The sequence below is a fragment of the Pseudarthrobacter sp. NPDC092202 genome, from assembly GCF_044755505.1.
Lineage (GTDB): Bacteria > Actinomycetota > Actinomycetes > Actinomycetales > Micrococcaceae > Arthrobacter.
Genome location: NZ_JBIVRG010000001.1, coordinates 249,835 through 274,748, shown reverse-complemented (window position 1 = coordinate 274,748; position 24,914 = coordinate 249,835). Strand labels below are relative to the sequence as shown.

Sequence of the window (24,914 nt, the reverse complement as noted above, 5' to 3'; positions counted from 1 at the left end):
GCTCAGCCCCAGTGCGGCGGCTTCTGTTCCTTCAGCCAGGCGTCGTGGTCGTCGTCTTCCCGGTCGCCCCAGGCCCGGGGATCGTCCTCGGCCGCTTTGTTGGGCACGGCGGGCTCCGCAGGCAGGGCGGACGTACCGGAGTCAGTGCCGGGTTGGCCGTCCTGGTTGGGACCGCCTGCCGTGTCAGCGGGCTGCCCGGCGTCCGGAGCGTTGTCGTTTTCGTTTTCCTGGGCCATGCTGCCCTCCTCCTTGATGTCCTGGCCCCCGGCCGGCAGGTGGTCGTCGGTGGGCGCTGAAAGCAGGCTTTCAGGGGCCGGCACGAAGCCACCCTGGTCAGTGCCAGCCGCGGCCAGCCGCTCCCGCACGCCCTGGCTCTCGGCGTCGATTCCGTTGAGCGCCTGGTCCACATCGTCGTCCAGGAAGGCGACGGAAGTGGCCGTCCGTCCGGAAAGGGCCATCTTCTCCAGTCCCAGGTATCCGGCGATCCTGTCAGCGCAGGCAGAGGGGTCGGTAAACACTTCGATGGTCCACAGGGGCATGTAGCGCCATCCCAGGCGCTCCAGCAGCTGGGGACGCAACCGGCTCCGTTCCCGCACGCTCATGGTGCGGTACTGCTCCGTGCCGTCCGATTCGATGGCAACAGGCCACGGCAGGTCCCCGTGCTCCTGCCCCATGGTACTGAGGGGATCAGCGGCGGCAACGACGTCGATGGCTCCGTCGTACTGGTGCCACACCCGCGCGCCGCGGGCACGCAGGCGGTCGCCGAGGTCAGCCACCAAGGGATCGGCCCCCAGCGCCTGCTCGCTTGCCGCGGCCCGCGAAGCTGGTGTCCCGAGATCAGTATTTCCAGCAATTTCGCGGTCCAGCAGCGCGTACAGGTCCACGGCGCCGTGGCTCAGCCTGGTGTGGTCCAGGTCCTCCGGCCGGAAACAGGTGAGGACGTGCATGGAACGGCGTGCCCGCGTCATGGCCAGGGCGAATTTCTCCCTGCCGCCCTCGGCGGAAAGCGGCCCGAAGTTGTGCAGGGCGCGTCCGTGCGGGGTGCGGCCGAAACCGGGCGAGAAGATGACGTGGTCGCGCACCAGTCCCTGCGCCCGTTCCAGGTCGACCACCCGGAAGGACTCGGGGCCGGCCCCGAAGAAACCCGCCAGCCCGGGGTAGTTGGGCAGCTGAAGCCGGATGGATTCCCCGATCCGGGCCGCGTGCCGGAGGCTGGCCGTGACCACGGCCAGCGAGGTGCGCGGGCGGAGGCGTGCGTGCTCGAAGACCAGCTGGACAACGCGGTTGACTTCCGCCACCACTGATTCGACGCCCTCGTGGTCGGCGCTTGGCAGCCCGGTGCCGTCCGGAAGGTATTCAACCAGGAGGGACCGATCCAGCCCGGTGGCGGACTGGCCTTCCGGCAGCCGCCGCAGGCCGCCGTCGTAAAAGTTCTTGCTGAGCTGCAGCACAAGGTCCTCGTCCACCGCGCGGTAGACAAAGTTGAGCCGCCACACGGGAAGGACCTGCGACAGTGCCGTGAATGCACTGTCCACGCGGTGGTGCGCCGACTCGCCGGGGGCAAGCCGTTCCACGCCAACCGTGAAGGTCCGGGGGCTGGCGATCCGGGCGTCGCCGAACGCGATGACCTGCCTGGCGCGCGCGATGGACGGCAGCACAGCCTGGAGTGAGGTCGCCTCTGCGTCCAGGATTACCACAGCGTCGAAGTGCTGTTCCGCCGGCAGCAGGCCGGTCATCAGGTACGGGCTCACGGACCAGACCGGGACCAGCGTGCCGATCAATTCGGGCGCCTGGGCCGTCAGCGACGGCAGGGATACGCGTCCGTCCTTGAGCAGGCTCCGGAGGAGCTCCGCCTGCCGGGGATGCGCGGCGAGTGCGCTGCGCCAGCGCTCTGCGAGGTCCCAGCGGAGACGGGCGGCGCCGCTGGCGATGTGCGCGTTGTCCGCCAGGCGGTACTCGGCCTCCAGCCTGCGGAGGGCGTCGCCGTCGGACATTGCCAGGTAGTCGTCGCCGCTGATCATTGCCTCCAGCGCGGACTGCCACCAGGCAAGTTCAAGCTCGGCAGCAACCGAGCCGGCCGGAACTTCCCGCTCCGCGAGGTCGGCCAGGAGCTCGCCCAGGCCGTGCTCACGCATGTTCTCCACCAGCAGGGTGCGTTCCGGCAGCGTCTTCAGGGTGTCGGTGTCCGCCACCAGCCGTTCCAGCCGCTCCATGAGCTCCTCGTAGCGCACGGTAGTCAGCGAGCCGCCGGCCTCCGTGTGCCGGAGGGCGTCGCCAAGGCGGGCAAGGTCGCTGTCCAGCGACCTGTACATGGCGTTCATTTCGGCCAGCCCCGATGGAACGGCCGGATGCCGTTGCGTGGTGGCGTAGCCGGCCCACAGCGCACGCTGCTCCTGGACCAGCAGCAGCGACGTGTGGAGGTCGGCGATGTGGACCCCCGGCCTGACGTACTCCTTCGCCACCCTGCGCAGCCTTGAGCGCTGCATGGACGTCATGTCGATGCCGCGTTCCTTGCGCCAGGACGAGGGGGCCGTTGCGGAAATGAGGTCTGTGACCGGACGGTCGAAGATGTCCGGGGTGAACTTGTCCAGGCTTCCGCGGACCGCCACCAGGAGCTCCAACTGCTCGCCCCACTCGGCGAAGGAGGCACCAAGCCGGATCTCCGCATGCTCGGCAACCGCCTTCATGCGGTCGCGAAGGGCAGGGAGGCTCTTTTCCACGGACCGGACCAGCTCCTGGGCTTCCTCAGTTTCCTTCCGCGTAAGCAGCCGGGCGCCGTGCCAGGGGCTGGTGGTGGACGCCTTGCTGAAGCTGCCCAGTTCCGCTGCGCGGCGGAGCCTGCCTGCGAGCTCGTCACGGTCCCGGATGCTGTCCAGGACGCTCCGCTTCAGCCGCACCGTGGTGGCCGGCGCGGGATGGATGGAGGTCAGTTCGGCCAGGGACTGCATTGCCTGGTACGGCGAGCACCCCCACCGCTGGCGGACGTTATGCAGGGAGGCCACATGGTCCATCAGGGCGTGGCGGTGCTCGGTCAGCGTGTTGTGGAGGTTTCCGAGCTGGGGTTCGAGCGACTTTTCGTTGCGGACAATCGCACGGACCAGCTGGGCCTTCAGCTGCTGGGCGGTGACGTTTCCGGACAGCTGGAACAGGATGGATTCCAGGCCCAGGCCTTCCAGCTGGCCTGAGACTTCGTTCAGGCTTGCGCGGCGGTCCCCCACCACCAGGACGGTCTTTCCGGCATCCACCAGTGCCCCGATGGTGTTGATGGCCGTCTGCGTCTGCCCGGTACCCGGCGGGCTGCTGACTACCAGGGAGTCGCCGGCGCGGGCGGCATCAATGACGTACTGCTGGTCGGTGTCCGCGTCCAGGAGGAGCAGTTCGTCCTTGGGATGCCTGGCGTCCAGGGAAGGGAAGCGGGAAGGGTTGGGCTGCTCCACGTCCACCATTTCCCCACCGCCTGCTGTGGCCAGGGCGGAAATGATCGGGTTGGAGTCGTTGATCCAGGGGTCGTCCAGGTTGCCGGAGAGGTCTGCGAAGGTGGAGACCAGCAGGTTGTGCTGTGCCTCGGCGCCATGGATGGGCCTGATGAGGGTGCCCAGCCGGTCCAGGACGGGCTGCGGATCGAAACGGGCGGTGCTGTAGGCGAGCCGGGTGACGGCGTTGACATCGAAGACAATCCCGTGGATGTTCTTCAGATGCCGTACCAGCGCCGGGTTGATGTGCGCCTGCTCCGTCAGTTGGAGTTCGTAGTCGTCCTCGCCGGGCCGGACCGTCAGTGAGATGGCGGTGAGCATGACCGGGGCCGAGATGCGCTGCGGCTTGCCGCCCACGGCCGATGTCCACACGACCGTGCCGGCAGAGAGATAGCCGGCGTCAATGCCGCGGTCGTTTGCCAGCTCGAAGATCTTGGAACGGATGTTCCGCGAGGCCCTGGCTGCGACGACGTACTGTTGCCGGTCCCGGATCAGTGTGGAGAGGCGCGTCTTGCGGCCGGCCATCAGCTGGGCCAGGCCGGAAGGGTGCGCGTGCGTCAGGTCGATGGAACCTTCAGGCGTCTTGGTGAAGCGCAGCATTGTGTCTGCCCCGGTAACGGGTTTGAGCCCGGACAGCCATTTGCGGAGCTCCTCGGAGCCCTCCGGGTGGCCTTGACCAACTGACACTTCTGCCTTCTTTTCTGCGTTTGCACGTGACGTCCTGGACCATACCGGCATAGGTTCGAGCGTAGCCGCTAAGACGGCAGGACTGAGAGACCGCAACACGTGATGGGCCTAAATTGCGGAGGTTTTTGCCCCGGGAACACCAGTGGCCGGCCCCCTTGACGGAAGCCGGCCACTCAGGATGCTATTCCCACTCGATGGTTCCCGGCGGCTTGCTGGTGACGTCCAGCACCACGCGGTTCACGCCCTCCACCTCGTTGGTGATCCGGTTCGAGATCCTGGCGAGGAGCTCGTACGGGAGCCGTGACCAGTCCGCGGTCATGGCGTCCTCGGAGGAGACCGGACGGAGCACAATCGGGTGGCCGTAGGTGCGGCCGTCACCCATGACGCCCACGCTGCGGACATCCGCCAGCAGGACCACGGGCATCTGCCAGACTTCGTTGTCCAGGCCGGCTGCGGTGAGCTCGGCGCGGGCAATGGCGTCGGCCTTACGGAGCAGGTCCAGCCGCTCCCTGGTGACCTCGCCGACGATGCGGATGCCGAGGCCGGGCCCGGGGAAGGGCTGGCGGCCTACGATTTCCTGCGGCAGGCCAAGCTGGGCTCCGACAGCGCGGACCTCATCCTTGAAGAGTGCGCGCAGGGGTTCGACGAGTTCGAACTGCAGATCCTCGGGGAGGCCGCCCACGTTGTGGTGGCTCTTGATGTTCGCTGCACCCTCGCCGCCGCCGGATTCGACGACGTCCGGGTAGAGGGTGCCCTGGACCAGGAACTTGATTTTCTCGCCGTGGGCGGCAGCCTCGGCGATGATGGCCAGTTCTGCTTCCTCGAAGGCGCGGATGAACTCTCGGCCGATGATCTTGCGCTTGGTTTCGGGATCGCTGACCCCGGCCAGGGCGGACAGGAAGCGTTCCTGTTCGTTGGCGACATACAGCTTCACGCCGGTGGCTGCGACGAAGTCGCGTTCAACCTGCTCGGCTTCGCCCTCGCGCAGCAGGCCGTGGTCCACGAACACACAGGTCAGCTGGTCCCCGACGGCGCGCTGGACGAGCGCTGCCGCTACGGCGGAGTCCACGCCGCCGGAAAGGCCGCAGATGACGCGGGCGTCACCGACCTGCTTCCGGATCCGTTCCACCTGCTCTTCGAGGATGTTGCCCGTGGTCCAGTTGGGTTCGATTTTGGCGCCCTTGAACAGGAAGTTCTCCAGGACCTGCTGGCCATAGGCGGAGTGCTTCACTTCCGGGTGCCACTGCACGCCAAAGAGGCCTTTTTCCTCGTTGGCGAAGGCAGCCACCTCAGCGCCCGCCGTCGTCGCAAGGACTTCGAAGCCCTCCGGGGCCTCGTGGACGGAGTCGCCGTGGCTCATCCAGGTGTTCTGGTGCTGGGGCATGCCTTCGAGCACCGACCGGCCCTCGCCAATGATGGTGGTGGCAGTCGAGCCATACTCCCGCAGCCCGGTCTTGTCCACCTTGCCGCCGAGGGCGTTGGCCATCGCCTGGAAGCCGTAGCAGATGCCGAAGACGGGAACGCCGGCTTCGAAGAGGTCCGCACCGACGCTGGGGGCGCCGTCAGCGTAGACACTCGAGGGGCCGCCCGAAAGGATGATGGCGGCGGGGTCCTTAGCCAGGAGCTGCTCGGTTGTGTAGGTATGCGGAACCACTTCCGAATACACATTCGCTTCCCGGACGCGGCGGGCAATAAGCTGCGCGTACTGGGCACCGTAGTCAACAACCAGCACCGGCTTCTGGGAAGTCTGGGATGCAGTGGGAGTAGTCACCGTACTAGCCTACTGGGCGCCCTTGCACCGGCGCACCTTGAGAAGCAGGGCTGTGACGGAGCGAACTTCCGCCGCAGGCCCTGCCGCGCGCTGCTGGTCAGTAGCGCTGGGGCGCCTGCGGGTGTGCTGCGAGCTCGGCCTCTACTTCGGCGTGGAACTTCTTCTCCACGATGAAGGAAAGGAAAGGGACCACGCCGCCGAGGGCCAGAAGGATCAGCTTGAGGAAGGGCCAGCGCATGAGTGCCCACAGCCGGAAGTTGGACATCAGGTACACCACGTACATCCAGCCATGAACAATCAGCACTGTCACGGAGAGGTTGACACCGCCGAGGACTCCGGGAGGTTCGGCATCCGCGAAGCCGAACCCGAAGGGCTGGCCCGTGACCGCATTGGTTCCGCCGGCAAAGAGGTACTGCCCGAACCCGTAGCGGGCAACCAGCTCGGCGCACAGCAGCAGCAGCATCCCGCCGGTGAGGTAGGCCAGGACCTTGTAGAACTTCAGGGCCGAGCGGATCTGGGATTCGGTTCCGCCGAAACGGCGCTTCTTGCTGCCTGCGTTAGTGCCTGTGTTGGTGCCTGTGTTGGCGGCTGTGTTGGCGGCTGCGTTGGTGCCTGCGGCCGCGGCGGGGTTTGCCGGTTTAGGGTCAATCATGGCTGTACCTTTTGCTGGTTGTGTTCTGGGTGCTGGTTGTCTTCATCGCTGTCCTCAAGGCTTTCCTCAAGGTCGCGGTGGTAGTCGTCCTTGACGAGCCGCCACCAGATGAAGAGGGCAAAGCCGGCGAAGACCACCCACTCGAGGGAGTAGAAGAGGTTGAGCCAGTTGATCTGCTGGGCCGGCGGCTGGGGGCCGATGTCCAGGGCAAGGAGGTCGCCCGGCACCGCCGCGGCGCTGACGTCCACGCCGTCGGCCACTTCGGCGGTGGCAGCCACGAACCCGGGGTAGCTGCTGACCTCCCAGTAGTTGATCAGCTCGGCCACGGACACGGCGGTCGCCTCACCCGGCTTGGGTGCGGTCCCCGGCACGGGCGCCTCGGACGGCAGCAGCCGTCCGGTCAGTTCGAGGGTTCCCGACGGCGGTGCGGGGGCATCGCCGGGTTCAGCCACCCAGCCGCGGGCCACCGGGATCCAGGTCTGCGGCGATGCTGCTGCGCCGGTCAGGGCGGGGGCGCCGTTGACGGCGAAAGCGGACACCACCCAGTAGCCTGTGTTGCCGTCATGCAGCCGCCCCGGGACCAGGAGCTGTTTTGAGGGGTCGTAGGATCCCTGGGCCGAGACCATCTGGTCCGCGTCCGTACCGTGGAAGAACTCGCCCGGCTGGAGGGTCTCGGTCAACGGCTGGACCTGCTCGGTGGCAGGATTCGTGGGCACCTCCGGCTGGGTGGAGCGCCCGAACTGCCACTGGCTCAGCAGCACGAAGACCCCGGAAACAGCGATCGCGAAGACAAAACCGGCGATCCATCGGGGCTTAAGGGCAGTTTTCCACACGTCTTAACCGTACTTCGTAGCGCTGTAGAACAACTAAACGCGAGGCCAGGGCCAGGCCCTGCCTCTGCGGGACCACGGCTGCGGTCCGGTCAGTGATCGAAGAACACCAGGCTGGAGTTGATGAGCTCGGCGATCATATCGGGATCGTAGGCCCGGCGCAGCGACTCGCGGAAGGACTCCTTGGACAAGGACCGGGCCAGCGTGGCGAGGACCTCAAGGTGGTCTGAGAAGGAGCTCGCCGGGGTGGCAATCAGCAGGATCACCGTGGCCGGACCATCGGCGGCACCGAAATCGAGGGCGTGCCCGTACTTGGTAATCCCGACGGCGATGGAGGTGCGGGAAACAAACTCGCTGCGGGCGTGCGGCAGGCCGATGCCGCCCGGCAGTCCCGTAGCGAGCTGGTGTTCCCGGGCGTTCACATGCTTGAGGAACCCGTCCAGGTCCGAAATCCGCCCGGCGGCGTGCAGCCGCTTGGCAAGCTGGGTGGCGGCGTCGGCCTTGTCCTTAGCCTCCAGCTCCAAGATCACCATGTCGGGCGTGGTGAGCTCGGCGTCGTACCGGTCAAGTGGTTCCGCCAAGGCGTATCCCTTCAGTCAGCGTTGCTGGTGCCGTGAATCCCTCAGCGCAGGGGCACGATGTCTTCCACGCCCAGGCGGGCGGCGTCCGCGGATTCGTCGTCCGGCTGTTGCTGGCTGAGGCGTTCGGCCTCCACCCGTGCAATGTAGTGCCGCACCTCGTTTTCACGCTGGGCGTCACTCCAGCCAAGGACGTCACCCATTAGTTTAGCGACAACAGGCACGGCGGACACGCCGCGGTCCCAGGCCTCGATGGAAATCCGTGTCCTCCGCGTCAGCACGTCATGGACGTGGCGGGCACCCTCATGGGTTGCGGCGTAGACGGCCTCTGCCTGGAGGTAGTCGTCGGCGCCCGGCAGGGGTTCAGCGAGGGCTGGATTCTCCTCGATGATGGCCAGCACCTCGGAGGTCATGGAGCCGTAGCGGTTCAGCAGGTGCTCAATCCGGGCAACATGCACCCCGGATTCCTCAGCGGTACGGTTGCGGCGGTTCCAGGCTGCCCTGAATCCGCTGGCACCGAGCAGGGGAATCGTTTCCGTGCAGCTGGGCGGAACCCGCTCGTCCATGGTGCGGGTGGCTTCATCCACCGCGTCCTTCGCCATGACCCGGTAGGTGGTCCACTTGCCGCCGGCCACCACCACAAGGCCCGGAACGGGGTGGGCCACCACGTGTTCGCGGGACAGTTTGGCGGTGGAGTCGTTTTCCCCGGCCAGCAGCGGACGCAGGCCGGCGTAGACGCCCTCGACGTCCTCGCGGGTCAGCGGACGCTTGAGGACCTTGTTGACGTGTTCCAGGATGTAGTCGATGTCCTTGCTGGAGGCAGCCGGGTGGGCCTTGTCCAGGTTCCAGTCGGTGTCCGTGGTGCCGATGATCCAGTGCCGGCCCCACGGAATGACGAACAGCACCGACTTTTCGGTGCGCAGGATCAGGCCGACAGTGGACTGGAAACGGTCCCGCGGCACCACCAGGTGGATGCCCTTGGAGGCACGGACCTTCAACTGGCCGCGATCGGTCACCATGGCCTGGGTTTCGTCCGTCCACACCCCGGTGGCGTTGATGACCTGCTTGGCGCGGATGTTGAACTGCGTCCCGTCTTCGTGGTTGACCACCTTTGCCCCGACCACCCGCTCACCTTCGCGGAGGAAGTCCACCACCTTCATCTGGTTGACGGCGTGGGCACCGTAGTAGGCGGCGGTACGGACCAGGTTGGCGCAGTACTTCGCGTCATCCACCTGGCCGTCGTAGTACCGGATGGAGCCCACGAACGCATCGTTCTTGAGGCTGGGGGCAGCGCGCAGGGTGCCCCTGCGGCTGAGATGCTTGTGGAACGGCACTCCCCTGCTGTGCCCGCTGGAGACGGACATGGCGTCGTACAGTGCAATGCCGGCTCCCACATACGGCCGCTCGATGAAGGGTTTCGTCAGCGGGTACAGGAAGGGCACGGGCCGGGCCAGGTGGGGCGCGAGTTCGGAGAGCAGCAGCCCGCGCTCCTGCAGCGCCTCCTTCACGAGGCCGAAATCGAGCATCTCCAGGTAGCGGAGGCCGCCGTGGATGAGCTTCGAGGACCGGGAGGACGTGCCGGCAGCCCAGTCGTTCGCTTCGACGATGCCGACGCTGAGGCCGCGGGTGACAGCGTCCAGTGCTGCCCCGGTGCCGACGATGCCGCCGCCAACGATGAGGATGTCCAGTTCCTGGCCGGGGTCCGCCGTGGCGCGGAGCCGTTGGATGGATGCTTCCCTGGCTTCCGGGCCGAGGGCCCCGCCGTTAACAGGAAAATTCTTCATTGAACGCCTCCAGTGCCTCAAGTGCCGGTAGTAAAACCACCCTACTTGCTTGCGGCACGCTTGGGCAGGAGGGCAGCGGCGGGATACCGCCGCCACCCTCCCGGTTCCAAGGGGAGTGCGTCAGTTTCCGGAGTACGGGGAAACCACGACGTCCACCCGCTGGAATTCCTTCAGGTCCGAGTATCCGGTGGTCGCCATGGAGCGGCGCAGCGCGCCAATGAGGTTGGAGGTTCCGTTGGTGTGGTGGCCCGGCCCGAACAGGACTTCCTCCAGCGGTCCCACGGTGCCGACGTTGGCGCGGTCTCCGCGGGGAAGCTCCAGGTGGTGGGCCTCCTGGCCCCAGTGCCAGCCCTTGCCCGGTGCCTCTTCGGCCCGCGCCAGTGCGCTGCCGAGCATGACGGCGTCGGCCCCCATGGCGATCGCCTTGACGATGTCGCCCGAGGTGCCCATGCCGCCGTCGGCAATGACATGCACGTACCGCCCGCCGGACTCGTCCATGTAGTCCCGCCGCGCGGCAGCGACGTCGGAAATTGCGGACGCCATGGGCGAATGGATGCCCAAGGCGCGGCGGGTGGTGGTGGTGGCGCCCCCGCCGAAGCCCACCAGCACGCCGGCGGCGCCGGTGCGCATGAGGTGCAGCGCGGGCGTGTAGCCGGCCGCGCCGCCCACGATGACGGGAACGTCCAGTTCGTAGATGAACTGCTTGAGGTTCAGCGGTTCATGGTCCTTGGAGACGTGCTCGGCGGACACGGTGGTGCCGCGGATGACAAAAATGTCGACGCCGGCGGCCACCACGGTCTTGTAGTGCTCCTGCGTGCGCTGCGGGGTCAGCGATCCTGCCACCGTCACTCCGGCCTCGCGGATCTCGGCCAGGCGGGAGGTAATCAGCTCAGGCTGGATGGGCGCCTTGTACAGCTCCTGCATCCGTCCGGTCACGGCCGGGCTGTTGGTTTCATCCTCCAGGGCGCCGATTTCGTCCAGGATGGGCTGCGGGTCCTCGTACCGGGTCCACAGGCCCTCGAGGTCCAGCACGCCGAGGCCGCCGAGCCGGCCCAGCGCGATAGCCGTCTGTGGGGACATGGCTGAGTCCATGGGCGCCGCAATGACCGGCATGTCGAACTTGTAGGCGTCAATCTGCCAGGAGACGGAGACGTCCTTGGGGTCGCGGGTACGACGGTTAGGGACGATTGCAATGTCATCCAGGGAGTAGGCACGACGCCCACGCTTGCCACGGCCAATCTCGATCTCGTAAGTCACTGCTCTAGGTTATCCCAGCCACGGCACCGTCCAGCGGACCTGCACGGGTCGCTGCCCGCCCCGGCCTCCGGAACAGGTCCGGCAGCAGGATGGGCAGCGGTACCCATGGCAGCCGCCCGCAGAAGCCCGTAGCCTAGGGCCGGGGGGCTTCGGTGACGCTCCCGTGCCCGATCCCAAGGAGAACAACCATGGCCCCTGGCCTTTACGGTGCCGACATTGAGCAGCTGCGGTCCTTGTCCAAATCCATGGGGCAGTCCGGGCAGCACCTGCTGAACACGGAGCGACAGGTCAGCAGCCTGATCTCAAACAGCGCTTGGAAAGGCAACGACGCGGGACAGTTCCGCCGCGAGTGGAGCAGCAACCTGCGCCCGATGCTGAACAAGGCGTCCCAGTCGCTGATCGACGCCTCACGGACCCTCCTGACTCAGGCGGATGAACAAGAGACTGCCAGCACAAGCGGGGGCAGGGCCGGTTCCGGACCGGGAGGCACCACCAGTCCGGCAGGGCCGGGAACTCCGGAGGCAGCCTCAAATACCGGGCTTGAAGGCATCCTCTCCGTTGCCGGCAGCCCGGAGTGGTGGGCTGCCAACGCCGCCGTAACCGGGGCAGGCCTATATACGGACAGTCTCCTGGCCACCATGGCCAAAGGCGACCTCCTCACGAAACTGACCAACTGGCCCTGGCTGACCGCGCAGTACGCCCAGGTCCCCGGAGTTGGGTATGTCCGTGGAACACAGCTCCTGAACGGCACTTCCATGCTGGGACGCCTTTCCGGTGGCCTGGGCATCGCGACCGGCGCACTCCAAATCGTGCAAGGCGCTGCCACCGGCAACACCGGGATGGCGATTGATGGCGGGATCTCCACGGTCCTGGCGGCGGGAAGCTTCATCCCGGGGGCCGGCCCATTCTTCGCTGTCGCTGGCATTGCCTGGGGCGGTATGGGCCTCCTTGCTTCGAAGCTTGGCTATGGCTCAGCCTCCGAGATGGTCGCAGATGCAGCCAGGAATACCGTCGACGCTGTGTCCGACGCCGCCAGGGAGACCGTCGATGCCGTGGCTGACGGTGCCAAGAAGGTCTGGGGCTGGCTCACATGACACCCCGGCTTCCCTAGAATAAAAACCGAGACCTGTCGACCCAAAGGCTGCTGTGACCAATCAAGAAGACGCACCACTGCCCATCACCGAACACGAACTCATCGCCCTGATCGCCCTGGCAGGAACCACCGGGGCGCTCAAATGCCAGAGCCTGTTCAGGCTTGACCACGCTGCCGGCGCACCCCTCGAACAGGCCGGTGTGGCGACCCTCCTGGAACGGGGGCTCATGAAAGTTGAAGGGGAATCCCTCCTGCCGGTGGGTCCTGCCGCCGGCGTTGCAGCCGTCCTGGCGGACTCGGATGCCTGGCTGGAGGTCGCCCTGGTGACGCCGAAGGCCGAGCATGTCTACTTCCTGTTCGGATCGGGCAACGGCGCCCTGCTCCTCAGCCTCAGCAAATACGGCGTCCACGAACTGCGTCCCCTGACCGATGCTGACGGCATGTTCACCACCGCCGTCGCGATGGTGGGCTTCTACCTGGATACCGCGCCTGATGGGCGGCCCGCGGCGGGCACGCTGCGGCGGCACGTTGCGGACGGCACCTTCCACTCCGTCCACATCAAGGCCGAAGCGGATGGTTCCCTGGAAATCGTCAACGGCGACAACGACCGGCCTGTCCCTGCTGCGCTGCGGCCGGAGGAGCTGGAAGAGCGCCTGCGCCAGGGCTTGGGCCTCCAGACGGCATGACACATTCCGTTCCTTTCCCCGCGAACCTGCCCGCGTACTCCCTTGAGCACTGGCTTTCCCCGGACTTGGCCCGGGTGAGCCCTCCAAACGCGCCATCCCGGTTACGGCAACTGGCCGATGCCCAGGGCACCTTGGCGGCAGGCTGGAGCAGCGCGATCGCCGGCGGACCCGTCCTGGTCCTGACGGGTTTGTTCTTCTCAGCCGTGTCAGGAAACCCTGCCGCTGTGCTGGTGCTCGGCCCACTGGGTACCGCCCTCATGGTGCTGGGCCTGACCTCGTGGAAGCGGGTCCGCAGCAGGCTTCCCAACACGAACAAGCTGCTTGTCACACGAGGCCCTGGTAACGCCCGGGGCGGCATCGCCATGGTGGCCGGACTGGCCGGCCTCATTGGCGCGGCCATGGTTATGGTACTTCCGACGGCCGCGGAACAAGGCACAACCGTTTCCCTTGTTGGTGCCTACCTGCTTGTTGTGGCTCTCCTGGTGGCCTGCATCGTGGTCCCGTCGGCAGTGCTGGGACGCGCCCGGGAGTCATTCCGGCTGCGGGTCCAGTCCAACCCGGAACTCCGCAGGGCTGTGGAACAGGACCTGGCCATCTGGCGCGATCCCCACGGCAACGCCGGCTACGGGCCGCTGTGAGGTGACCTGATGGGCAGGCAGTGGATTTTCGACGGGCACATTGCCGGCATCGGCACAGCCTCCGGCCTTCGCGCCGTGGTGGGCATCTGGCAGGAGTCGCCCTTCGGGCCCTTTGCCGACGTCATGGTCCAGCACGCCTCCGGGCACCGGCAGCTCCTGGCCCCGAACCGGGAAGTGGCGGACTTCATCGCCGCCACCTACGCCTTCGACGACGTCACGGAGGTTGAGCTGTCGGCGCGGCTGGGCCACAGGACACTGGAGGTCGACGCCGGTCCCCTGACGATCAGCGCCCGTCTAGGCGGACGGGCCCTCCTGGGCAGGATGCTCAGGGCAGTCCCCCGGCGCGTCGCCGTGCACCCCGGCTGGCTGCATGCCATCAGCCCGGTTGCCGGGGTCCTGAGCAGCGGGTCCCGGACCTCCGGCACCGCGGGCAGCGGCCGGCGCGAATATTACGGGGTGAGCGACCTGCACAACATCACCTCTGCCGTCGTCAGCTGGGACGAGGTCGACGCCGGGGCCTTGGCCCCCATCCGGCCGGCGGTGACATTTGGATTCAGCAGCGTCCCGCCCCGGCCAAGCCTGGCCCGGGTCCGCACCACCGTGGTGGAAAGTGGCGGTGCCGGGGACAAGTCCCCATCGCGGGGGCAGGGAAAGTGAGATGGTTTCAGCAGCAGCTGCCTATACCGGCCCGGCCTCGTCCACGCTGAGCTGGGATTCGAACATCCTGAAGTACCGGCCGCGGAGTGCCACCAGTTCTTTGTGGGTCCCCTGTTCCACGATCCTGCCGTCCTCCAGCATGTACACGATGTCCGCCTTTTCGATGGTGGCGAGCCGGTGGCTGATGGCGATGATGGTGCTGCTGCGGTCGGCGAAGAGGCGGGTGAAGATGCGGTGCTCGGCGAGGGCATCGATGGCCGACGTTGGTTCGTCCATCACCATGAAGGACGCGTCGCGGTAAAAGTTGCGGGCCATGGCCAGCCGCTGCCACTGGCCGCCCGAGAGTCCGCTGCCCTTGCGGCCCCGGGGGTCCTCCATCCAGTTGCTGACGTGGTTGTCCAGGCCGTTGGGGAGTTTGTTGATGAAGTCCAGGGCCTCGGCATCTGCTGCGGCCCTTCGGATCCGTGCGTCGTCACGGGGTGAGTCAACGTCGCCAAAATAGATGTTCTCTGCCGCAGTGGCGAATTCGTATTTAAGGAACTCCTGGCTCAGTACCGCCAGGTGCCGGTGCCAGGAGGTGACGTCCACGGCGGCGAGGTCCACGCCGTCGAGGATTACCTGTCCGGAGTCCGGACGGTACAGCCCGGCGAGGATCCTGATAAGCGTGGACTTGCCGGCGCCGTTCTCCCCCACGATGGCAATGTGCTGGCCTTCACGGATAGTCAGGCTGACCCCCCGGATGACCTCCACGTCGCTGCCCGTGTAGCTGAACCGGATGTCCTGCAGTTCAACGGTTTTTGGCGACTGCAGCAACGGCGGGGCGTGCATTGAATGCACGGGCATGGCCATGAACAGCTCATAGTCCTTGAGGTTGGCCAGGTCCTCGTCGATGGAGCTGAGGGAGGAAACCAGGTTGTTCGCCGTAGACAGTGCCCGGCTGACAATCTGCTGCACGTAGAGGAACTGCCCCACCGGCTGAGCGCGGGCGATGATCTGACCCACCACCCAGATCAGCGAGACCACTTCCGCACCGTACTGGAGGGCATCCGCCGCAAGCTGTTTGGGGATGTACCGCCGCTGGTAATCAAGGCGGCGGCGCTCGTCCGCGTCACGGAGGCGGGAGCGGAGGTCCATCAGGAAACCCACGATGCCGTAAAGCCGCATCTCGGCGATGTGCTGCGGCCGCAGGAGGTTGGTCTCGATCATCCGGCGCTGGCGGCGTGAATCCACCTGCGTGTTCCAGTGCGCTATCTGCTCCCGGGACAGTTTGAACTGCAGGTAGACGCTCGGCACGATGGCCACCAGGACGATCACCGCAATCCACCAGCTGACCAGCAACAGGGCGCCCACGGCCAGGATCACCGAGACGAGCTGGGTGAAGATCGCAGCGATCCGGTCAAGCACCCGCGCGTAGGAGTCGGAGAACCGCTTGGCACGGTCATACAGGTCCACGGTTTCTTTGTCGTCGTAGCGCCAGAACTCGAGGGCCAGGAACCGCTCGTACATCTGGTCCCCCACGATGGCTCCCACCTTGAAGCTCATCAGCTGCTGGATGTACCTGTCCACGCTGGTGAAGGCGCCCCAGAAGAGTCCTAAAGCGGCGGTGATGATGACATAGACAATGGCCACCTGCCCGGCCGCAGTATCGCCTGCGTAGGCTGCCGCCAGCGCCGTGGTGGTGAGGGCAGCAAAGTACGTGGTGACCAGCGGAAGCACGGCCGAGATCAACGACCCGAGGACCTTCATGATCACGGCCCCTGGCGATGCCCGGAAGCTGACCCGCAGGACCTGCGCCACAGCGCGGGTGTAGGGCCGGAGGGCCAGGCGGCGCTGGGGTTCCCTTTTGGGGCTTAATTCGGCCGGATGGCCTGGTGGGGGCATGATTTCAGCCTAGTGGTGGGTACAGACACCGCAGGCCATGGAGCGTGGACTCCATGGCCTGCGGGACTGGCTTGATTTTCGTTTAGCGGGAACCGTAGTTCGGCGCCTCGACGGTCATCTGGATATCGTGCGGGTGCGATTCCTTCAGGCCGGCCGGGGTGATCCGGACAAACTTGCCGCGAGCCTTCAGCTCGGCAACGGTGGGGGCTCCGGTGTAGAACATGGTCTGGCGCAGGCCGCCCACCAGCTGATAGGCCACGGAGGACAGCGGACCGCGGTAGGCCACCCGGCCCTCGATGCCTTCCGGGATGAGCTTGTCATCGCCCGAGACGTCGGCCTGGAAGTAGCGGTCCTTCGAGTAGGACGTGTTCTTGCCGCGGGACTGCATGGCCCCCAGGGAGCCCATGCCGCGGTAGGACTTGAACTGCTTGCCGTTGACGAAAATCAGCTCACCCGGCGATTCGTCGCAGCCGGCCAGCAGGGAGCCGAGCATCACGGTGTCGGCACCCGCCACGAGCGCCTTGCCGATGTCGCCGGAGTACTGCAGGCCGCCGTCGGCAATGAGGGGAACACCGGCGGGGATCGCTGCCTTGGCGGATTCGTAGATGGCGGTGATCTGCGGGACGCCCACGCCGGCCACCACGCGGGTGGTGCAGATGGAGCCCGGTCCCACGCCCACCTTGATGCCGTCGGCGCCGGCGTCGATCAGGGCCTGGGCGCCTTCGCGGGTGGCGGCCTGGCCGCCGATGATGTCCACGTGTGCGGCCACGGGATCGGATTTGAGGCGGCGGATCATGTCCAGCACGCCCTGCGAGTGGCCGTTGGCGGTGTCCACGAACAGGGCGTCGACGCCGGCGTCCACCAGTGCCATGGCGCGGTCCCAGCCGTCCCCGAAGAAGCCGATGGCAGCACCCACGCGGAGGCGGCCTTCATCGTCCTTGGTTGCCAGCGGGTACTGCTCAGCCTTGGTGAAGTCCTTGGTGGTGATCAGACCCTTGAGCCGGCCCTGCTCGTCCACCAGGGGAAGCTTCTCGATCTTGTTGGTGGCGAGCTTGTGCGAGGCTTCCTCACGGCTGATCCCCACATGTCCGGTGACCAGGGGCATCTTGGTCATGACGTCGCTGACCAGCCGCAGCGGGAAGTCGGACTCGGGGACGAAGCGGGTGTCGCGGTTGGTGACGATGCCGAGCAGGCGCATGTCCTCATCCACCACGGGCAGGCCGGAGACGCGGTACTGCGAGCAGATCTCATCCAGCTCAGCGAGCGTGGCCTGCGGGCCGATGGTCAGCGGGTTGGTGATCATTCCGGACTCGCTGCGCTTGACCCGGTCCACCTGGTCCGCCTGGTCCTGGATGGACAGGTTGCGGTGGATGACGCCCAGGCCGCCCTGGCGTGCCATGGCGATTGCCATCCGGGATTCGGTGACAGTGTCCATGGCGGCGGACAGCAGCGGCGTGTGGACCGAAATACGCTTGGAAATCCGCGAGGACGTGTCGGCGTCGGACGGGATAACGTCCGTGTGGCCCGGCAGGAGCAGCACGTCGTCGTAGGTCAGGCCGATGAAGCCAAAGGGGTTGTGTTCGGGCTCGGTCATGAGTGCGCCTCTTACCTTGGTAGCTGGACGGGTAGGGGTTGCAGCTGATGACCAGCCCGTCATTACGGGACTGGCCTGTGCAGGAAATGTTCCGGGACCGCCGCGGCAGGCGGGGACCCGGAGGCCGGAAGTATTGAGTAAATATTAGAACCTCAGCGCCGATCCCCCTATTCCACGCGTGCAATGTGAGCAACCGCACGCCCGCAGCGCGGGCGGTGCGTGGTTCGAGGCTGTCAGCTCCAGCCGGTGGCGGCCAGCAGGCGCTGTTCGAACATGGGGAGCATGCTTTCCACGTAGGTCCGCGTGAGGTGGTTGTCGTCCTTGTAGACGTACACGTTGCCCACCACACCGGGACATGTCCCCCGCGCGCAGATGAAGTCGCTGAGGTCCATCAGGTGCAGGCCGGCCAGTTTGCCCCGGTAGCTTTCCAGCGGGGATGGTTCCACCAGGGACTCCGCCAAGGACACGCTGCACTCCGGGGCGTCCGGCCCGTTGCGCTGGATGCATTCAGGCATGTTGAACGTAAAGCGGGGGTTGTCCCGGATGCCGATGATCTCGATTCCGGCATCAGCAAAGGGCCGGACTCCTTCCAGGTACCCCGGGACCTCGGTTTCGAACGGGGCTTCCTCATGGGTCAGTGAGGCCACCGTGAACACTGCGTCCGGCTGGTGCTCCAGGACGTAGGCGGCGCTGGCCTGGTTGTAGGCGTTGCATTCGGCATTCCGTGCTGCCGACTCCGCCCCGAAGCGGCACGCCGGCATCAACAGCGTCACCAGTTCCCAGCCGCGCCCGGCGGCTATCGGCGCCAGCGCACCCAGGTACTGCTGGGAGTGGGAGTCCCCCAGGACCACAATGCGCTTGGTCACCCCACCCTCCGGAACCTCCTGCCGGCACCCTTCGAGGATGGGGTTGCTGGTGGCGTTGGCGTCGGTGCAGGGTGCGTGGATTCCGGCCCAGTCGTTGTCCAGTGCCGAGGGGCCGGGGATGATCCTTGCATCCGGGGCCGGCACCGGGGCGTTCTCCGGGCTGAGGGCGGCGGCCCCCGGCGTGAGTTCCCGCGGCTGTGCCGCCGTCGCGCTTTCCTCTGCGGTGAGCGTGGTCTGCCAGATGGCCACGGGTCCGGCAAGGAGTGCGCCGCAGGCGGCAACAACGACGGCGGTGCGCCAGGCCCGCCGCTGCGGCCAGTGCCAGTCACGCAGGGGTCTTTCAACGAAGCGCGTGGTGAGGACGGCAAGCACGATGGAGGCGCCCACGACACCCAGGCCCTGGGCCAGGTTGGGTGCCTCCACGCCGGTGGCCGCAAGGGCGAATACCAGGACCGGCCAGTGCCAGAGGTACAGGGCATAGGAATTGTCTCCCAGCGCCACCAGGGGCCTGCTGCTGAGGAGCCTGTCCACGCCGAAGCGGCTGCCGGATTGTCCCGCGACGATGATGGCCGCGGCCGCCAGCGTGGGCCACAGCGCCACGAAGCCGGGGAACGAGCGGTCCACCGTGAGCAGCAGGCCGCAGGAGACCATTGCCGCCAGGCCTGCCCAGCCCAGCACCACCCGGAGTACCCGGCCCGGCTTGAGGCAGGGCAGGACCAGCGCCAGCAGCGAGCCCAGCGCGAACTCCCAGAGCCGGGTCCTGGTGTCAAAGTAGGCATACGCCTGGTTGCCGGCCGTCTGCTCCACGGAATAGGCCAGCGACACTGCGAAGACCGTACCGAAAACCAGTGCCAGCAGGCCGCGGTAGCTGACCCGGTTGAGCGCGGGGGCCCGGTGCAGCAGCGCCAGCAGCGCGGCGGTGCCCGCGAAGATGAGGGGCCACAGGATGAACACCTGTCCCTGGATGGACAGCGACCAGAAGTGCTGCAGCGGGCTGGCTCCGGCGTGGTCCTGGGCATAGTAGTCAACGGCGGTGTCGGCGAGCAGCCAGTTCTGGCTGTACAGCAGTGACGCCCAGGCCTGGTCCAGCACCTGCGGCCAGCGGCTTTGCGGCAGGATCAGCCACGTCCCTGCGAGGACCCCAAGGATGACCACGACGGCGGCGGGCAGGAGCCGCTTGAACAGGTGCAGCCAGTGCGCCAGCAGGCCGAAGGGCCGCCCTGCTTCGGCTTTCCGGACAAAGGAAAGGGTCAGCAGGAACGCGGAGATCAGCAGGAAGATGTCCACTCCCCCGGACACCCGGCCCAGCCACACGTGGTACGCCACGACCATCAGCACGGCGAGCGCGCGGAGCCCCTGGACCTCCGGCCGGAAGGTCGGTTTCCGGCTTTTGGCGGCTGCTTCGGGCACCGGGCGGGACGCAGCCGCGGTTCTCGCTATCGACACAAAAAGACCTTCCAGCGGCGGGCAAAACATCAATCCTACCGAGGCCTGGGGGATTTTCCGGGAAAGGTAACGGGCATCACGGCGCTGTCCGGGCGGTAAAGGAGGCGCCAGCTCAGGCGGCGGCGCCGGCGCGGCTCAGGCGGCTGCCACCGCGGCTCCGTGAGCGGCGGGAGCCGGAATCCTGGCCGCCAGGTAGCGTGCGTCGCGGCCGAGGCCCGGGAGGGTGTCCGATACCTCCGCGTAAAGGAACCGCTGCCCCAGGAAGAACAGCCCTGGCGAATCCAGAGCCACACCGCGCCACTGCCGGGGCATTGCGCCGGCGTCGAGCAAGGCCGGATCGATCCAGCTGAATTCCTCACGGAATCCGGTGCACCAGATCACGGTGGAGACTTCAAGGCGCGTTCCGTCCGCCAGTACAGGCATCCCGTCAGCAACCCCGGTGACCCTCGGCACGACGTGCACGCCGGCGGCCGCGAGGTCCTTCGTCTTCGTCCTGATCAGCGGTTCGGCGTGCGCTTTCATTGCCGGCGCCACCTTGCGGCCAATCGGTGAGCCAAGCGTCAACACGTGCAGGCCAAGGAAGCGCACCACCGGGAATGCGTAACGTGCCGCGGCTTTGCCGTGCTTCACCGGGATTTCGCCTGTGGGCTTGCCGGCCACCAGCGCCGGCCGGGTCCTGGAAACCTCGAGGCCGATCTCAGCCCCCGAGTTCCCCAGCCCCACAACCAGGACCGGACCTTCCTGGAGTTGCTGCGGGTTCCTGTACTGGCTGGAATGCAATTGCCGTACGGAAGGCGCCAGTTCAGCCGCAAAGCCTGGCACCTCGGGCGCCTGGGTGGAGCCTGTCGCCACCACAACGTTGCGCGCTTCCCACCGGTGGCCGTTGGCCGCGGCCACGTAGTGGTCTCCTTCCCGCCAAAGGCGCTCCACGCGGACGCCGTGGCTCACGGGCAATTCAAATTTTGCGGCATACCATTCGAGGTAATCCGCCACTTCATCCTTGGTGGGAAAGGACAGCCGGTCCGCCGGGAACGGAGCGCCGGGCAGTCCGTCGTACTTGGCGGGAGTGAACACCCGGAGCGAATCCCACCGCTGCCGCCAGGAATCGCCAGTCCTTTGGCAGGCGTCCAGAATCAGGAACTTCCGTTTCTGGCCTTTCATGAAATAGCCCAGGGCCAGCCCGGCCTGCCCGCCGCCGATGATGATGGTGTCAAGCGTGCCGGCCGCATTGTTGTTGCTCATGACCGTGCTCCTTTTATAGCAAGTGGATTCCTGAGGCTGGACCCTCCCGCTGGGCTGCCAGCCGACGCACTTTCTGTCGGGGTGCTGGCTGCTGTTTCGTGTCCCGTTTCCCTGTAGAGCAGCCACCATGCCAGCATCAGGGCGGATGCCAGGACGTAGGCCAGGTGGAGGACCCAAATGGGACCTGCGGGAAGATTGAAAACGTAGATCGAGTGCACCGCGTTGGCCACGTTGCTCAGCACCAGGTTGCCCAGGCTGTACGACGCAAGGTCCTTGGTGCGTGCAGCCTTCAGAAGCATCGGGAGCATACCGACGGCGAAGAGCACTGTCGACACGGTTCCGGCGAGCACTGGAAGGTTCATGTTTTGAGGCTACGGGCGCGGCCCACCCCTCCGCGTCGACGGAATCATGTAACCCTCGCCGCGGGGCAGATGGGTATTTCTATGCAGGCGGCTGCCCGGCCAACCCGTGCTCATAGGCGTAGCTGGTGGCCGCCGCCCTGGAGGACAGGCCAAGCTTGAGGAAGATATTGCTGATGTGGCGTGCCACGGTCTTTTCACTGAGGTAGAGCTCCGCCGCGATGGCGCGGTTCCCTTTCCCCGACGCCACTTGCCGGAGCACCTCGGTTTCCCGGGGGGTCAGCGGTCCGGCGCCTGCAGCTTCGTCGGCGGCTGCGCGCATCAAGGACGCTGCCCAGGCTGCGGCGGGTGCTGCCCCCAGCTCCAGGAATTCCTCATGTGCGGCCTCGAAGTCCATCAGCGCCGAAGGCTCATCCCCAAGCGAGCGGCACGTACAGCCGATCAGGGCTCTGCAGCGGGCAGCCTCGTACGTAACGCCCAGCTTCTGCCACAGTCTCCACGCCCGCCGCAGGGATTGCGACGCTCCGGCAGCGTCGCCTTCGGCGATCCGGACCCCGCCGTCAGCCTGGCCGGCCAGAGCTTGGAGCATGGCTTTGGGCTGCTCCCTGGCAATGATTCCCAGCTCGTCGGCAGCCTGCCGCGCGGCCTCGGGATCGCCCGCAGCCAGTTCGATGTCGACCAGCGCCGGCAGCAGGTGGCAGCGGGTGGCAGCATCGGCAATCCCGGCCGCCCGACGGATCATTGACTGCGCCTGCCGCGCCTGTCCGCGGGCCAGCAAGAGGAGTGCAAGGCCAGGCTGCGGCTCCCACCCACTTCGTGCGGCCTGCCGGTAGCATTCTTCAGCGGTGTCCAGCTTCCCGGCGAGGCGCTCCACTTCGCCCTGCTGGTAGAAACCGCTGTATAGCGCTTGGGGATCACCCCTGCCGGCAAGACCTTGAGCCACAGCAGCGGCCTTGCGCGCCTCGGCCCATGCGCCGTGCAGCCGGAAGAGCTCGGCACGGTGGGACTGGCATTGACCGCTGAAGGCCACCATGTCCGGCCGGGCACGGCACCAGCGGTCCAGTGCCACTGTCCACTGCAGCGCCCTCTCCAAATCGAACACCAGGTGGCAATTGCCAATTACCGCACAATAGATTATTCCCGAAGGCACCGGTGACAGCTCCCCCGCTGTTACCGCCACCATGACTTCATCGAACTTTCCAAGGCCCTCGTCTGTGCGCCCCAGCATCAGCGTTGCTTGTCCGGTTCCCAGAAGGGCCAGCGCCGTCAGGTCCCTGTCCTGGAACGTCCGCGCAAAAGAGCCCGCTTCGGTGAAAAGCTGCAGCGCGCCTGCGGCGTCGCCGCCGTAGAGTTTGCCCAGCGCGACGGGGAACAGCAGCAAGCCCGCCACCGGACCCGGTTCATCAAGCTCGTCCACCAACGCTTTACCCCTCGCAAACCAGCCCGCACTCCGGGCGGTTTCGCCAAGGTTCAGCAGGTGCATGCCCAGCCACACCGCGCACCGCATCGCGCCTCCGATGTCGCCGATAATCAGGTATTCCTCGTGCGCGCGGGTGAGGGTGTCCAGGCCTGTTGTGATGTCGCCGGTCAGGATTTCGGCCGTTGCCAGACGCTCAAGGTCGGCTGCCGGTAGTCCGCCGCGCCTGTCCGCGTCCGCGTAGCTCCTGGAAGCGTCAGTCCAGCGGTGTTCCCGGAACGCTGACCGCCCTTCGTCAATGCCCGTTTCAGTTGACACTCCGGCCTCCTCGGACACCACCCGTCCAGCCGCACTGATGGGGCCGTGCGCTGGACGCTGAGGTACTTAAGCGCCACGGTACGCCCGCCCTCGAACCGGCACAACCTACGGGCGAAGCAGCGCGCGGAGGGTCTGGATAGTGTCCGCTTCCCCAGCCGTTTTGTCATCGCGGTAGCGCTTGACCCGGGCGAACCGGAGCGCGATGCCGCCGGGATACCGAGGGGACTGCTGCACGCCGTCTATCGCGATCTCGACGACGGTCACGGGCTCCACCCAGACGGTGCCCGCCGTGTGCCGCACTTCGAGCTCCTGGAAACGTTCGGTCTGCCACTGCAGCAGCGCGTCGGTGAGGCCCTTGAAGGTTTTGCCCACCATGACGTAGCCGCCGGGTTCACCGAACTCCCCGTGCGGGTCCAATGCTCCAAGATGCAGGTTGGAGAGCAGCCCGGTGCGCCGTCCCGACCCCCATTCGCAGGCGAGGACCACCAGGTCGTAGGTAAGCACGGGCTTCACCTTGATCCAGTTGGAGCCGCGGCGGCCGGCGGCGTAGGCAGATTCCACCGCCTTCACCACCACGCCCTCGTGGCCGGCGGCGAGCGCATCGCGGGAGACCCTTTCGGCAACGCTTGGGTCTGCCGTGATCTGGCCGGGAATCCGGTGGTCCGGGGCGATGCCCTCAAGCACGCCGATGCGCGTGGACAGCGGTTCGTCCAGGAGGTCGCGGCCGTCGATGTGCAGCACGTCGAAGAACCAGGGATGCAGCAGGGTGGTGCGCACCGCGTCCGCGCCGAACCGGGACATGGTCTCCTGGAACGGCCGGGGGCCGCCGTCCTCATCGAGGGCCAGGGTCTCGCCGTCAAGGATCACATCCCGCACCGGCAGTGCGCGCACCACCTCCACCACCTCGGGCAGGCGGTGGGTCACCTCGGCCAGGGTGCGTGTGTAGATGCGTACGTCGTCGCCGGCGCGGTGCACCTGGATGCGGGCGCCGTCGAGCTTGTATTCCACGGACGCCTCGCCGGTAACCTCCAGGGCGGCGCCGGCGCTGGCCGCCGTGGAAGCGAGCATCGGCTGCACGGGGCGGCCGACGACGAGGCCGACGGCGTCCAGCTGCGCCGCCGTGCCCGTGATGGCCAGCAGGGCGGTTTCGCCGAGATCGCCGGAGAGCATCGCCGCGCGCCGTACGGCGGCGACGGGCCGGTCCGAGGCACGGGCAACGGCATCCGTCAGCACCCCCTCAAGCGCACCGGTGCGCAGCTCCCCCAGCAGCACGCCGGAGATGAAGGCCTGCTCCCTTTCCGTAGCCGCCGCCGTGAGTGTCCGAAGCGTCGCGGCGCGCTCCGCCGCAGACCCGGCCCCCGCGGTGGCGAGCAACCGGTCTAAGGCGGCGTCGAGGTCGGCGAGGGTGAGGGCCGGTTCCTGGGCCGGCTCCCCCATGGCTGCAGACATGCCGCGCCATCCCACCCCCACCCGGCCCTGGCGCGGCCTGGCGGTCAGCAAGCCCACCGCCGTCGCGATTTCCGCTGGTTCCAGCCGGCGCAGCAGGTCCGCCAACGCGTCCACCTTCGCGAGCCGGGAGCGCGTGGCTGCGACCGTATCCGTAGTTTTCACGAGCTCGTCGAGCAGCATGGCATCAGTCTGCCACGCCCGGCCCGTCCACTATGGACAGCTCCGGACGGGAGTTC

Annotated in this window: 18 protein-coding genes; 4 read left to right on the top strand and 14 right to left on the bottom strand. The window is 66.9% G+C overall.

What is annotated here, in order from left to right; genetic code table 11:
• Window positions 1-2: 2 nt before the first annotated feature.
• From ACIQF4_RS01340 to ACIQF4_RS01310, 7 genes are all read right to left on the bottom strand, one after another.
• Window positions 3-4,211 carry an AAA family ATPase gene (locus ACIQF4_RS01340; RefSeq protein WP_400513933.1) on the bottom strand — a complete coding sequence of 1,403 codons (4,209 nt, stop codon included), beginning with the start codon at window positions 4,209-4,211 and terminating at the stop codon, window positions 3-5.
• 130 nt (window positions 4,212-4,341) lie between these two features.
• Complete coding sequence (gene guaA, locus ACIQF4_RS01335; RefSeq protein WP_350001954.1) at window positions 4,342-5,931, bottom strand: glutamine-hydrolyzing GMP synthase; 1,590 nt, start codon at window positions 5,929-5,931, stop codon at window positions 4,342-4,344.
• Window positions 5,932-6,028: 97 nt separating this feature from the next.
• Window positions 6,029-6,583: a DUF3817 domain-containing protein gene (locus ACIQF4_RS01330; protein WP_400513931.1), complete on the bottom strand. Its 555-nt coding sequence runs from the start codon at window positions 6,581-6,583 to the stop codon at window positions 6,029-6,031.
• Complete coding sequence (locus ACIQF4_RS01325; RefSeq protein WP_350001956.1) at window positions 6,580-7,416, bottom strand: SURF1 family protein; 837 nt, start codon at window positions 7,414-7,416, stop codon at window positions 6,580-6,582. Before ACIQF4_RS01325 ends, ACIQF4_RS01330 begins: the two co-directional genes overlap by 4 nt.
• 89 nt (window positions 7,417-7,505) lie before the next feature.
• Entirely contained in the window at window positions 7,506-7,994 is a 489-nt protein-coding gene (locus ACIQF4_RS01320; RefSeq protein ID WP_066277659.1) for a PTS sugar transporter subunit IIA, read from the bottom strand.
• A 41-nt stretch (window positions 7,995-8,035) separates the two neighbouring features.
• The gene (locus ACIQF4_RS01315) at window positions 8,036-9,775 is read right to left on the bottom strand and encodes a glycerol-3-phosphate dehydrogenase/oxidase (protein WP_350001958.1); all 1,740 of its coding nucleotides are present in this window, start codon (window positions 9,773-9,775) and stop codon (window positions 8,036-8,038) included.
• 120 nt (window positions 9,776-9,895) lie between these two features.
• Window positions 9,896-11,032, bottom strand: coding sequence for a GuaB3 family IMP dehydrogenase-related protein (locus tag ACIQF4_RS01310; protein ID WP_066277663.1), 1,137 nt, complete (start codon window positions 11,030-11,032; stop codon window positions 9,896-9,898).
• A 188-nt stretch (window positions 11,033-11,220) separates the two neighbouring features.
• On the opposite strand from ACIQF4_RS01310, the gene ACIQF4_RS01305 reads away from it, so the two are divergent.
• From ACIQF4_RS01305 to ACIQF4_RS01290, 4 genes are read left to right on the top strand one after another with little or no spacing between them, the layout of a single operon-like run.
• Window positions 11,221-12,126 (top strand): hypothetical protein, encoded by a 906-nt coding sequence (locus ACIQF4_RS01305; RefSeq protein ID WP_400513929.1) that lies wholly within the window; start codon window positions 11,221-11,223, stop codon window positions 12,124-12,126.
• A gap of 52 nt (window positions 12,127-12,178) precedes the next feature.
• Entirely contained in the window at window positions 12,179-12,811 is a 633-nt protein-coding gene (locus tag ACIQF4_RS01300; protein WP_400513927.1) for a hypothetical protein, read from the top strand.
• Window positions 12,808-13,449 (top strand): hypothetical protein, encoded by a 642-nt coding sequence (locus tag ACIQF4_RS01295; RefSeq protein ID WP_400513925.1) that lies wholly within the window; start codon window positions 12,808-12,810, stop codon window positions 13,447-13,449. The genes ACIQF4_RS01300 and ACIQF4_RS01295 overlap by 4 nt, the downstream gene beginning before the upstream one ends.
• 9 nt (window positions 13,450-13,458) lie before the next feature.
• On the top strand, window positions 13,459-14,106 hold the full coding sequence (locus tag ACIQF4_RS01290; protein WP_350001964.1) for a hypothetical protein: 648 nt from the start codon (window positions 13,459-13,461) through the stop codon (window positions 14,104-14,106).
• 21 nt (window positions 14,107-14,127) lie between these two features.
• Here the strand turns inward: ACIQF4_RS01290 and ACIQF4_RS01285 are convergent, their stop codons facing one another.
• The 7 genes from ACIQF4_RS01285 to ACIQF4_RS01255 form a co-directional block, all read right to left on the bottom strand.
• A complete protein-coding gene (locus tag ACIQF4_RS01285) occupies window positions 14,128-15,987 on the bottom strand; it encodes an ABC transporter ATP-binding protein (protein WP_400513924.1) in 1,860 nt (619 codons plus the stop codon).
• Window positions 15,988-16,069: 82 nt separating this feature from the next.
• Window positions 16,070-17,581 carry an IMP dehydrogenase gene (guaB, locus tag ACIQF4_RS01280; protein WP_350001968.1) on the bottom strand — a complete coding sequence of 504 codons (1,512 nt, stop codon included), beginning with the start codon at window positions 17,579-17,581 and terminating at the stop codon, window positions 16,070-16,072.
• 233 nt (window positions 17,582-17,814) lie between these two features.
• Window positions 17,815-19,923, bottom strand: coding sequence for an acyltransferase family protein (locus ACIQF4_RS01275; protein WP_400513922.1), 2,109 nt, complete (start codon window positions 19,921-19,923; stop codon window positions 17,815-17,817).
• Window positions 19,924-20,028: 105 nt separating this feature from the next.
• Window positions 20,029-21,135, bottom strand: coding sequence for a flavin-containing monooxygenase (locus ACIQF4_RS01270; protein ID WP_400513920.1), 1,107 nt, complete (start codon window positions 21,133-21,135; stop codon window positions 20,029-20,031).
• A complete protein-coding gene (locus ACIQF4_RS01265) occupies window positions 21,132-21,497 on the bottom strand; it encodes a hypothetical protein (protein ID WP_350001971.1) in 366 nt (121 codons plus the stop codon). The genes ACIQF4_RS01270 and ACIQF4_RS01265 overlap by 4 nt, the downstream gene beginning before the upstream one ends.
• A 79-nt stretch (window positions 21,498-21,576) precedes the next feature.
• A complete protein-coding gene (locus ACIQF4_RS01260; RefSeq protein ID WP_400513918.1) occupies window positions 21,577-23,229 on the bottom strand; it encodes a response regulator transcription factor in 1,653 nt (550 codons plus the stop codon).
• Window positions 23,230-23,334: 105 nt separating this feature from the next.
• A complete protein-coding gene (locus tag ACIQF4_RS01255) occupies window positions 23,335-24,858 on the bottom strand; it encodes an ATP-dependent DNA ligase (RefSeq protein ID WP_400513916.1) in 1,524 nt (507 codons plus the stop codon).
• Between the last annotated feature and the right edge of the window lie 56 nt (window positions 24,859-24,914).

Coding starts and splice junctions, on each gene's coding strand:
- ACIQF4_RS01340 (WP_400513933.1), bottom strand. CDS start 4,211: ATGCCGGTATGGTCCAGGACGTCACGTGCAAACGCAGAAAAGAAGGCA.
- ACIQF4_RS01330 (WP_400513931.1), bottom strand. CDS start 6,583: ATGATTGACCCTAAACCGGCAAACCCCGCCGCGGCCGCAGGCACCAAC.
- ACIQF4_RS01315 (WP_350001958.1), bottom strand. CDS start 9,775: ATGAAGAATTTTCCTGTTAACGGCGGGGCCCTCGGCCCGGAAGCCAGG.
- ACIQF4_RS01305 (WP_400513929.1), top strand. CDS start 11,221: ATGGCCCCTGGCCTTTACGGTGCCGACATTGAGCAGCTGCGGTCCTTG.
- ACIQF4_RS01295 (WP_400513925.1), top strand. CDS start 12,808: ATGACACATTCCGTTCCTTTCCCCGCGAACCTGCCCGCGTACTCCCTT.
- ACIQF4_RS01290 (WP_350001964.1), top strand. CDS start 13,459: ATGGGCAGGCAGTGGATTTTCGACGGGCACATTGCCGGCATCGGCACA.
- ACIQF4_RS01285 (WP_400513924.1), bottom strand. CDS start 15,987: ATGCCCCCACCAGGCCATCCGGCCGAATTAAGCCCCAAAAGGGAACCC.
- guaB (WP_350001968.1), bottom strand. CDS start 17,581: ATGACCGAGCCCGAACACAACCCCTTTGGCTTCATCGGCCTGACCTAC.
- ACIQF4_RS01275 (WP_400513922.1), bottom strand. CDS start 19,923: ATGTTTTGCCCGCCGCTGGAAGGTCTTTTTGTGTCGATAGCGAGAACC.
- ACIQF4_RS01270 (WP_400513920.1), bottom strand. CDS start 21,135: ATGAGCAACAACAATGCGGCCGGCACGCTTGACACCATCATCATCGGC.
- ACIQF4_RS01265 (WP_350001971.1), bottom strand. CDS start 21,497: ATGAACCTTCCAGTGCTCGCCGGAACCGTGTCGACAGTGCTCTTCGCC.
- ACIQF4_RS01255 (WP_400513916.1), bottom strand. CDS start 24,858: ATGCTGCTCGACGAGCTCGTGAAAACTACGGATACGGTCGCAGCCACG.